We start from the raw sequence: 10846 nt of genomic DNA, 5'->3' as shown, positions 1-10846 counted from the left end.
GGGGTGTCCGGACTGCTGCGCTTTACGTCCGGACACCCCACCACCCGCACCCCCGACCCCTCCCGTATGGGGGTGGAAAAAGAAAAAAGGGGCAGCGTTTCAGACGAATGAGGCGTAGGTCAGCCAGTGGTCGAAGAGGGCGCGGTCGCCCAGTAGTTCGATGCGGGCCTCGGTGGGGGAGCGGCGGCCGTAGAGGGCCAGCAGGAGGTCGGTGAGCGGGGCCCGGAGGGCGGTCGTGGCCTTCTCGTGGGCGCGGCGGTGCGTGAGGCGGTCGCCGGTCAGGTCCAGGATCCACTCGGCGTGCAGGGCGGGCGGGGCGTCGGTGGCGTGCAGGTGGAGGGTGCGACCGGGGCCGAACAGCCCGTCGGCGCGCGCCGCCCACCGTTCGGCCATCACCGGCAGCGCGCACAGTTGGAGCCACTCCTCGACGGCGTCGGCGGCGAACTCCGGCCGGACCTCGTAGTCGGCGCCCGTGGCGAGGGCGGCGTCGGCGCGGTGGACCACCGTCTCGTAGACCATCCGGCGGGCCCAGAATCCGGCCCGGTGATCGGTCGACCAGGACCAGACGGCGGTGTCCGGGCCGGCCTCGCGCAGCGCTGCCGCGGTGCGTTCGGTGCCCTCGGCCAGCCAGGCGTCGAGCGCCTGGGGGGTGTCGTCGTCGGGCCCGGCGACCCCGGGGATGGCGGCCTCGTCGATCGGGCCGGTGGCTCGGCTGGTGACCAACGCCCCGGCCCAGCGGTGTGCCTCCCCGAGGTGGCGGGCGAGGTCGGCCAGCGTCCAGTCGGGACAGCTCGGCACCTTCGCGGTCAGGTCCGCGCCGCGCAGCACGGCGCGGAACCGCTCGCCCTCGGCGAGGAGTTCCGCGCAGTACTGGGCGTGGTCGAAGGCGCCCCGGAGAACGACGCCCGGACGCGCGTGCGGTTCGTTGCGGCTCATGGCCGCACGCTACTGCCCGGGACCGCCACAAGGCTCGGGGATTTCCCCCCGCCGCTCACCTGGTCCAACAATGCACGCCCTGGCCCCTGCTCCAATCGCCCGCACCCGCCCCGCACCGAGCCCCGCACCCACCCGTCTTTCCACCCACCCTCAACGGGAGGTGGCGGGCCGGAGGGGGTGGTGTGCAGGACGTAAAGCGCAGCAGTCCTGCACACCACCCCCGCAGGCCCGTCACCGCACCCAACAGCCCCGCGCAGCGGACAACGCCCGCGCCGCAGGCGCAAACAGCAACCCCCACGGCGGGACAGCCGACCACGTACGTCAAAGCCCCGCGCAGCGGCAACGCGCCGCAGGCGCAACGGCGAAAACCCCCACGGCGGGACGGCCGACCAGGTGGGAAGAAGCCCCGCGCAGCGGACGCCGGCAGGCGCAAAACGGCATCCCGCGCGGCGGGAAAGCCGACAACGTACGCCCAAGCCCAGCGCAGCGCCTAGGTGTTGAGGTCGGCCAAGACGCGTAGCGTTGCCGGGTCGGGGGCTGTCACCAGCAGGTCGGTGACTGGTCCGGCGCGCCACAACTCCAGGCGTTCGGCGATCCGTTCGCGGGGGCCGACCAGGGAGATCTCGTCGGCGAAGGCGTCCGGGACGGCCAGTACGGCCTCTTCTTTTCGGCCTTCGAGGAAGAGGCGCTGTACTCGTCGGGCCTCTTCCTCGAATCCCATCCGTGCCATCAGGTCGGCGTGGAAGTTCTTCGCGGCGTGGCCCATCCCCCCGATGTAGAAGCCGAGCATCGCTTTGACCGGCAGCAGTCCTTCGGCCACGTCGTCGCAGACCACGGCGCGTGTCATGGGGGCGATCAGGAAGCCGTCGGGGGCGTCGGCGAGCGGTTCGCGGTAGACCTCGGGGCGGGTGGGCGACCAGTACAGCGGGAGCCAGCCGTCCGCGATGCGGGTGGTCTGGGCGACGTTGCGGGGGCCTTCCGCGCCCAACAGGACGGGCAGGTCGGCCCGTAGGGGGTGGGTGATGGGCTTCAGCGGCTTGCCGAGGCCGGTGCCGTCCGGCCCCTGGTAGGGCAGTGGGTGGAAGCGGCCGTCGACGGTCACCGGGCCTTCGCGGGCCAGGACTTGGCGGATGGTGGCCACGTACTCCCGGGTGGCTGTCAGGGGGCTCTTGGGGAACGGCCGGCCGTACCAGCCCTCGACGACCTGCGGGCCGGACAGTCCCAGGCCGAGCAGCATCCGGCCGCCGGAGAGGTGGTCGAGGGTGAGGGCGTGCATCGCGGTGGCGGTGGGGGTGCGGGCGGCCATCTGGGCGATGCCGGTGCCCAGTTTGATCCGGGAGGTGTGTGCCGCGATCCAGGTGAGTGCGGTGAACGCGTCGGAGCCCCAGGCTTCCGCGGTCCATACCGAGTCGTAGCCCAGCCGCTCGGCCTCGCGGGCGAGTTCGAGGTGCCGGGGGTCGGGGCCGCGGCCCCAGTAGCCGAGTGCCAGACCGAGTCGCATGGCTCCGCCCCTCCGTCGACGACCGGTTGCCGTCCGGTGTTGATTGATCGTCAGGTCGCTGGTCCGCGCACTGTACGGCGCCGTCGCGGACATGGCAACGGCCCCCCGCCCGGGAGGGCGAGGGGCCGGACCGGCCGGGCAGGCCGCGACGGGACCGCGTCAGGCGGCGGTGTCAGCCGCGCTGGATGCCGGTGGTGTCCTGGAGGATGCCGCGCCGACCGTCCTGGGTCTGCGCGATCAGCGCGGCGCCGCGCTGCTCCACCGCGAGGTACCAGGTGCCGGGCGCGAGTTCGGCGATCGGCGCCGGCGAACCCTCCTCGCCGTACAGCGGGCGGGCCACCGGCACCGCGAACCAGAACGGCGAGAAGTCCGCCGGGCCGCCGGCCGCGGCGGTGGCCCCCGCCGCCCCGCCGGCCGTGGTACCGGAGTCCGCCGCCGGCGCAGGCTGGCCGCCGTAGCCCTGGCCGGGCTGCTGCGCACCGCCGGGCTGCTGCTGGCCGCCGGGGTAGCCGTAGCCGCCCTGCTGCTGCGCGCCCGGGTAGCCGTAGCCCTGGGTGCCGCCGCCGGCGGTGCCGTACGGGTGGGCGACCTGCGGGCGCGGCTCGCCGACCAGGGCGACCTTCAGCGCCGGGACGAGCGGGGTGGCCACCGCGGCGCCGGCCTGTGCCAGCGCGGCGATCAGACCGATGATCAGGCCCACGCCCGCACCGCCGCTGCCGAGGATCGCCCAGAACGCGGTCCAGGCGGCGAACACGGACAGCGCCACGCCGAACTGCCCGAGCTCCAGTCCGGCGACCTTGCGCGGCTGCGGCAGCGCCCGCGCCGTGACGATCAGCGCGGCCGCGATGACGCCGGCCAGGTAGACGCTCATCAGCAGCGCCAGCGATTGCCAGGCGTTTGCGCTGCCGTACGAGGAGAGGTTGAGGAACGAGGCGATCAACAGCAGCACCGCTGCTCCGATCACCACGCCGTCGCCTCGACTGAGGGAGCGGATGTTCACGTAAAGGTCCTTTGTCGGTTTCGTGTTCCTGGTCGACTTCGTGCGGGCGTCGACGGTGTCGCTGGCGCGCGGTGCGAGGCACGGCGATGGGCCCCCATCGTAAAGGGAACCTATCGTCGAATCCTGTGGGCCGCTCCAGGTAACGGTGCGGCCCGTGATCGGAAGTCCGTTCGGCGGGTCCGAAAGTCCGTTCACCGTGCCAAGAAGTCCGTAATGCCCTCCGTGATCCCGCGCGCCGCCTTTTCCCGCCACTGTGCGTCGGTCAATTGCGCGGCGTCCTTCGGGTCGCGCATATTGCCGCACTCGATGAACACCTTCGGCACCGTGGAGAGGTTCAGTCCGCCGAGATCGGAGCGGACGTCCAGCCCGGTGCCGTGGCCGAGGTAATTGGAGCGGGCGCTTCCGGTCGCTGCCGCGAAACGGTCGGCCAGGCGCTCGCCCAGCTGCCGCGACGGCCCGACGATGGCCGACGTGTCGGCCGCCCCGGCGCTGACCGGCGCCGGCAGGATCACGTGGAAGCCGCGGTTGCCGGGGTCCGACCCGTCGGCGTGGACCGAGAGCGCGGCATCGGCGTGCACCGTGTTCCCCGCCGCGGCCCGCTCGTCCACGCACGGTCCGTACGGTCGGTCGCCGTCCTGGGTGAGCACGACCTTGGCGCCCTCCGCCTGGAGCAGCGCCCGGGCCCGCCGGACGACGTCCAGGGTGAACTCCGCCTCGGCGTAGCCCCCGTTGGTGGCGGTGCCGGTGGTGTCGCACTCCTTGCGCTCGTTGCCGATGTTCACGAGCCGGGCGATCTGTGCCGTGTGGTCGCGGTTGTGCGGGTTGTGACCGGGGTCGAGGAGCACGGTCCTGCCCTGGAGGCGGTGCGCGCCGTCGGTGGGTGCCGGGCTGCCCGTGCCGTGCCTGGGGGCGTCGTCGCGGTCGGACGGCGAACCGGACGCGGTGGTGCCGGCGGGGGAGGGGCCGCCGCCCGGCGACCGCCACACCAGCCAGCCGCCGACACCGACGGCCATCACCACGGCCACCAGGAGCAGGAGGATGCCGCGCGAGCGGCGGGGCGGGGGGAAAGTACTGCCGTTCGACACCTGCGCGATCGTAGCCTGCTCAGATTCCGGTCCCGGTGCGCCGCAGGACGCGCAGCGATCGGTGCGCGTCGACCTCGGTGAACGCGCCGGACGCGAGGGCCCGGCAGTAGATCCGGTACGGGGCCTGGCCGCCGTCCGCCGGGTCCGGGAAGACGTCGTGGACCACCAGCAGTCCGCCGTCCGCGACGTGCGGGGCCCAGCCCTCGTAGTCGGCGGTGGCGTGCTCGTCGGTGTGTCCGCCGTCGATGAAGACCAGGCCGGCCGGTGCCTGCCAGACCGCCGCGGCCTGCGGCGAGCGGCCCACCAGGGCGATCACCCGGTCCTCCAGGCCCGCGGCGTGCAGGGTGCGGCGGAAGGTCGGCAGGGTGTCCATCCGGCCGACGACCGGATCGACGACCTCCGGGTCGTGGTACTCCCAGCCGGGCTGCTGCTCCTCGCTGCCCCGGTGGTGGTCCACGGTGACGGCCATCACCCCGGCGGCGCGGGCCGCCTCGGCGAGCAGCAGCGTGGAGCGGCCGCAGTACGTGCCGATCTCCACCAGTGGCAGCCCGAGCGCGGCCGCCTCGCCGGCCGCCGCGTACAGGGCGAGCCCCTCGTCCACCGGCATGAAGCCCTTCGCCGCCTCGAACGCGGCGAGGATCTCCGGCCGGAGCGGGGTCGGGGCCGTGGGGGCGGTCATGGGCTTCCTCCTGGTGGGTGCGGCCGGGCTGCGGCGGCGGTCGGGTCCGGGCGGGGCGCGGGCCGGACGGGCCCGCGGGGTGTACGGGGCGTGCGCTATGGATCGTGCCGTACGGGGCGTGCGGGAGCGGAACGGGGGTCGCCCCTCTCCTCCCCGCCGTTCGCCCCGGCCCCGCCGTCGTCCGTCGTCCACTTCTTCGGTTTCTCTCTCCCCCCGCGCCGTGCGCCTTCCGGTTACCGGACGGCCGTTCCCGACATCCGGGAATTCGTCGATTCCGTTCCCGTGGAACCCGGGGCGGGGCGCCCGCTGCCCCGTGCCGCGGCGGCGAACCGTCCGGAATGCGCGCGGAAAGGCCGGTCGATAAACGGCCGGCGGATCGGCGGCCGGAATGGCGAACGCCCGCCCAGGTGGAATTCACCGGGCCGTTTCCGGCGCGGGGCCGATCGTTTCCCGCCGGCGGGTGACCGTTTCCCACCGCTCCTGACCTTCCGTCAGATTGGAACGTGTTCTACTCTGCCCGCCATGGGCATCGGAATCACGCAGGACCATCGTGACCTCGCGGAGGCGGCGGGTGGCTGGGCCGCGCGCGCCGTACCGCCCGAAGACGTGCGCAAACTGCTCGACGCCCCGGCCACCCGGACCGGTCGCCCCGCCCACTGGGACGGGCTCGCCGAGCAGGGACTGCTCGGCCTCCACCTGCCGGAGACCGCCGGCGGGGGCGACGGCGACCTGCTCGACCTCGCCGTCGTACTGGAGGAGTTCGGCCGGGCCGCCCTCCCCGGCCCCTATCTGCCCACCGCCCTCGCCGCCGCCCTGCTGCACCGCGGCGGCGCCCCCCGCGCGCTGGTCCGGGCGCTGGCCGCGGGCGAACGGATCGCCGCCGTCGCCCTCGGCAGCGGTTCGCTCAGCGCCGTGGAGGGCGCCGACGGCTACCTCCTCGACGGCACCGCCCCGCCCGTCCTGGCCGGCGGCGACGCCGACCTGATCGTGCTCGCCGCGGAAGCGGCCACCGGGACGGTGTGGCTGGCGGTGGACGCCGCCGCGCTCACCGTCCGCGTCCAGGAGAGCGCCGATCCGACCCGGCCGACCGCCGAGGTCCGCGCGGACGGCGCGACCGTCCCCGCCGACCGGCGCCTGGCCGTCGACGGCGCCCTGGTCCGCGACCTCGCCGGGGTGCTCCTCGCCGCGGAGGGCTGCGGCACCGCCGCCTGGGCGCTGCACACCGCCGCCGCGCACGCCGCGGTCCGCGAACAGTTCGGCCGCCCGATCGGCCAGTTCCAGGGCGTCAAGCACCTCTGCGCCGCGATGCTCGTGCGCTGCGAACAGGCCCGCGCCCTGGTCTGGGACGCGGCCCGGGCCGTCGACGCACCGCCCGAGGTGCGCGGGCTGGTCGCCGCGCTGGCCACCGCCACCGCCCTGGACGCCGCCGCCGACTGCGCCAAGGACTGCATCCAGATCCTCGGCGGCATCGGGTTCACCTGGGAGCACGACGCCCACCTCCACCTGCGCCGCGCCCTCACCGCCCGCCAACTGCTCGGCGGCGGCGACGCCCACCGGCTGCGCGCCGCCCGGCACGCCGCGGCCGGCGCCCGCCGCGAACTCCGACTGGAACTCCCCGCCGAAGCAGCCGAGTTCCGGGACCGGGCGCGCACCGTCGTCGACGCCGCACGCGGCCTGGACCCGGCCGCCGCCCGCCGCGCACTGGCCCCCACCGGCTACGCCGCGCCCCACCTGCCCGCCCCCTACGGGCTGGGTGCTGGCCCCGTCGAACAGCTCGCCATCCAGCAGGAGATGGCCGCCGCCGGCGTCCGGACCGCCGAACTGGGCATCGCCACCTGGGTGGTACCGGCGCTCCTCACCCACGGCACGACCGCCCAACAGGAGCAGTACCTGCCGCCGACCCTCCGCGGCGACCTGTCCTGGTGCCAACTGTTCTCCGAACCGGAGGCCGGTTCGGACCTGGCGTCGCTGCGCACCCGCGCCGAGCGGACCGCGGACGGCGGCTGGCGGATCAACGGCCAGAAGGTGTGGACGTCCGCGGCCCGCACGGCCGACCGCGGCATCCTGCTGGCCCGCACCGACCCGGACGCGCCCAAGCACCGCGGCCTGACCTTCTTCGTCATCGACATGTCGACTCCGGGTGTCGACGTCCGCCCGCTGAAGGAGATCACCGGCGACGCGCTCTTCAACGAGGTCTACCTCGACGACGTGCTGCTCCCGGCGGACGCGGTGGTCGGCACGGTCGACGACGGCTGGCGGGTGGCCCGCACCACCCTCGGCAACGAACGCGTCCACATGGCCGACCAGATGACCTTCGACACCGGCCTGGAAGCCCTGCTGGGCCGTTCCGCCGAACTGGACGGCGCGGTCCGCGCCCGGGTCGGCACGCTGCTCGCCGAGGCGCACGCGCTCGGCTGCATCGGCCTGCGCACCACGCTCCAGCAGGTGTCGGGCCAGGAACCCGGCGCCGGCGCCAGCATCCGCAAGCTGGTGCAGACCGCGCACCAACAGAAGCTCGCCGACCTGGCCCTGGAACTGCTGGGCCCGGCCGGCGCGGTCCGCGAGGGCCCCGGGGAGCGGGCCCTGCACGGCTTTTTGATGTCGCGCTGCCTGACCATCGCCGGCGGCACCACCCAGGTGCAGTTGAACGTCGTCGCGGAGCGGCTCCTCGGCCTGCCCCGCGACCCGGAACCCCGCCCCCTCGTCTGACCCCCGTTCCCCCGCAGTCCCCCCGTTCCCACCCCGCTCCGCATCCGCCCGTCACCTGGCCCCAGGAGGATCCGCATGGCCGGCACGGCGTACATCATCGGCGTCGGGATGACCCGGTTCGAAAAGCCGGAGACCCGCGACTGGCAGTACTGGGACATGGCGAAGGAGGCGGGCGCCGCGGCCCTCGCCGACGCCGGCATCGGCTACGACGCCGTCGAGCAGGTGCCGGTCGGCTACTGCTACCAGGCGTCCACGGCCGGCCAGCGCGCCGTCTACGAACTGGGCCTCACCGGCGCCCCCGTCTACAACGTCAACAACAACTGCGCCACCGGCTCCACCGCGCTGATGATGGCCCGCCAGTTCGTCGCGTCGGGCCTCAACGACTGCGTCCTGGCGCTGGGCTTCGAGAAGATGAAGCGCGGCGCACTGGGCGCCGGCGCGGACGGCGGCGACTTCGCGTCCTCGCCGGTCGCCCGCCACTACGGGGTGATGGCCGCGGCGCACGGCTTCGAGATGACCCCGCCCACCGCCCAGATCTTCGGCAACGCGGCCCGCGAGCACATGGCGCGGTACGGCACCACCGCCGAGCAGCTCGCCCTGGTCGGCGCCAAGAACCACCGGCACTCCGCGCACAATCCGTACGCCCAGTTCCGGGACGTGTACACGGTCGAGGAGGTCCTCGCCGCCCGCACCGTGCACCGTCCGCTGACCAAGCTCCAGTGCTCGCCGACGTCCGACGGGGCCGCCGCGGCGGTGGTGGTCTCCGCACGCTTCGTGCGCGAGCACGGCCTGGCGGACCGCGCCGTGGAGATCGCCGGACAGGCCATGACCACGGACACCGAGGAGAGCTTCGCCGCCGGCTCCTGCATCGACGTCGTCGGCGCACCGATGAGCCGGGCCGCGGCCCACCAGGTCTACGAGGCGAGCGGCCTGGGCATCGAGGACGTCGACGTGATCGAACTGCACGACTGCTTCTCGATCAACGAGTTGTTGACCTACGAGGCGCTGGGCATGTGCCCGGTGGGGGAGTCGGGCAAGCTGATCGCCGAGGGCGCCACGACGTACCGCGGGCGCTGGGTGGTCAACCCGTCGGGCGGCCTGATCTCCAAGGGGCACCCGCTCGGGGCCACCGGCCTGGCCCAGGCGGCCGAGCTGGTCTGGCAGCTCCGCGGCACGGCCGGTGAGCGCCAGGTCCCCGGTGCCCGCGTCGGCCTCGCCCACAACATCGGCCTGGGCGGCGCGGCGGTGGTGACGCTGCTGCGGAAGTGAGGGGCGGGGCCCGCGTTAACTCTCCGCACCCCGCGGGTAGTTGGTTCCCCGGGGGCCCGCGTGACCCCTAGGGGACCCCCGCCCCCACCCCTTACGGTCCACCCCCGCGCCCCGCCCCGTCCTACGTCCTTCGTCCTAGGACCCGAGCGGTTGCTGGATGCACCGATATCCCGATGCGGGGGGCGCGCGTCCGATGCGAGCATGGTCCGCATGCCCCCGATAGCCACCCCCTCCACGCTGTCCGCGTCCGCGCGCCGGACGGCCGCGCCGGCCTGGCTGGTGATGCTGCTGGTCTGCGCCGGACAGTTCCTGGTCGTGCTGGACGTCTCCGTCGTGAACGTGGCGCTGCCCGCCATGCGCTCCGGACTGGGCCTGTCCGAACTGGGCCTGCAGTGGATCGTCAACGCCTACGTGATCACCTTCGCCGGCTTCATGCTGCTCGGCGGCCGCGCCGCGGACATCTTCGGCCGCAAGCGGATCTTCGTCATCGGGCTGGCGCTGTTCACCGTCGCGAGCGCCGCCGGCGGGCTCGCCCAGCAGCCCTGGCAACTGATCGCCGCCCGCACCATCCAGGGTGTGGGCGCCGCGGTGCTCTCCCCGGCCACCCTCACCATCTTGACCACGTCGTTCCCGGCCGGGCCGGCCCGCACCCGGGCCATCGCGACCTGGACGGCGGTGGGCGCGGGCGGCGGCGCGGTGGGCGGCCTGGTCGGCGGGGTGCTCACCGAATACCTGTCGTGGCGCTGGGTGTTGCTGATCAACGTGCCGGTGGGTGCGCTGGTGCTGACCGGAGCCGCCCTGTGGCTCGCCGAGAGCCGGCAGGGCGCCGCCCGGCGGCTGGACGTGCCCGGCGCGCTGCTGGTCACCGGCGGGCTCGGGCTGGTGGCGTACGGCATCGTGCAGACCGAGACGCACGGCTGGGGGTCGCCGTCCGCGCTGCTGCCGCTGGCCGTCGGACTGGTGGTGCTCGCGGTCTTCGTCGCCGTGGAGGCGCGCACCAAGGCCCCGCTGATGCCGCTGACGCTGTTCCGCCTGCGGTCGGTCTCCTCGGCCAACGCCGCGATGGTGCTGGCCGGCGCCGCGATGTTCTCCATGTGGTACTTCCTGTCGCTCTACATGCAGAACGTCCTGTCCTACACGCCGCTCCAGGCCGGCCTGTCCTTCCTCCCGCACTCGCTGTCCATCGTGCTGGGCTCGAAGCTCGCGCCCCGGCTGATGAACCGGCTCGGCGCCAAGACGCTGGCGATCAGCGGCGCGGTGGTCTCGCTGGCCGGGATGGGCTGGCAGAGCCTGCTGACGGTGGACGGCACCTACCTGGGGACGATCCTCGGCCCCGGCGTCCTGATGGCGCTGGGCGCCGGACTGACCGCGACGCCGGTCGCCGCCATCGCCACCTCCGGTGCCGACCCGGCCGACCAGGGCCTGGTGTCCGGCCTGATCAACACCTCGCGGCAGATGGGCGGCGCGCTGGGCCTGTCGGTGCTCTCCACCGTCGCGGCCTCCCAGGTCGCCGCCGGGCACGGCCGGGCGGCGCTGGCCGACGGCTACGGCACGGCCTTCCTGGTGGGCGCGGTGGTGCTGGCCGTCAGCATCGCGCTGATGGTGCTGGCCCTGCCGCGCCGCCGGACGGACCTCGTCCACGGCTGACCTCGTCCACGGCGGGCCCC

General features: G+C 74.1%; 8 protein-coding genes. 3 read left to right on the top strand and 5 right to left on the bottom strand.

The genetic code is table 11. The annotated features are described in order from the left end of the window. Window positions 1–99 precede the first annotated feature (99 nt). From ACLJT4_RS31820 to ACLJT4_RS31800, 5 genes are all read right to left on the bottom strand, one after another. Entirely contained in the window at window positions 100–936 is an 837-nt protein-coding gene (locus ACLJT4_RS31820; RefSeq protein WP_411127587.1) for a maleylpyruvate isomerase family mycothiol-dependent enzyme, read from the bottom strand. A 490-nt stretch (window positions 937–1426) separates the two neighbouring features. Continuing rightward, window positions 1427–2437, bottom strand: a complete 1011-nt coding sequence (locus ACLJT4_RS31815) for an LLM class F420-dependent oxidoreductase (protein ID WP_411127585.1) — start codon at window positions 2435–2437, stop codon at window positions 1427–1429. 172 nt (window positions 2438–2609) lie between these two features. Further along, a complete protein-coding gene (locus ACLJT4_RS31810; protein WP_411127583.1) occupies window positions 2610–3437 on the bottom strand; it encodes a hypothetical protein in 828 nt (275 codons plus the stop codon). Window positions 3438–3628: 191 nt separating this feature from the next. Beyond that, window positions 3629–4522: an N-acetylmuramoyl-L-alanine amidase gene (locus tag ACLJT4_RS31805; protein ID WP_411127581.1), complete on the bottom strand. Its 894-nt coding sequence runs from the start codon at window positions 4520–4522 to the stop codon at window positions 3629–3631. Between the two features lie 19 nt (window positions 4523–4541). Beyond that, entirely contained in the window at window positions 4542–5201 is a 660-nt protein-coding gene (locus ACLJT4_RS31800; RefSeq protein ID WP_411127579.1) for a class I SAM-dependent methyltransferase, read from the bottom strand. Window positions 5202–5723: 522 nt separating this feature from the next. On the opposite strand from ACLJT4_RS31800, the gene ACLJT4_RS31795 reads away from it, so the two are divergent. The 3 genes from ACLJT4_RS31795 (at window position 5724) to ACLJT4_RS31785 (ending at window position 10826) form a co-directional block, all read left to right on the top strand. Then, the gene (locus tag ACLJT4_RS31795) at window positions 5724–7910 is read left to right on the top strand and encodes an acyl-CoA dehydrogenase (RefSeq protein WP_411127577.1); all 2187 of its coding nucleotides are present in this window, start codon (window positions 5724–5726) and stop codon (window positions 7908–7910) included. 75 nt (window positions 7911–7985) lie between these two features. Beyond that, the gene (locus ACLJT4_RS31790) at window positions 7986–9179 is read left to right on the top strand and encodes a thiolase C-terminal domain-containing protein (protein WP_411127575.1); all 1194 of its coding nucleotides are present in this window, start codon (window positions 7986–7988) and stop codon (window positions 9177–9179) included. Window positions 9180–9380: 201 nt separating this feature from the next. After that, window positions 9381–10826, top strand: coding sequence for an MFS transporter (locus tag ACLJT4_RS31785; protein ID WP_411127573.1), 1446 nt, complete (start codon window positions 9381–9383; stop codon window positions 10824–10826). Window positions 10827–10846 lie beyond the last annotated feature (20 nt).

The organism is Streptomyces sp. x-19, from assembly GCF_046549115.1.
Lineage (GTDB): Bacteria > Actinomycetota > Actinomycetes > Streptomycetales > Streptomycetaceae > Streptomyces > Streptomyces albulus_C.
This window is presented reverse-complemented; position numbering and strand designations above follow the sequence as displayed.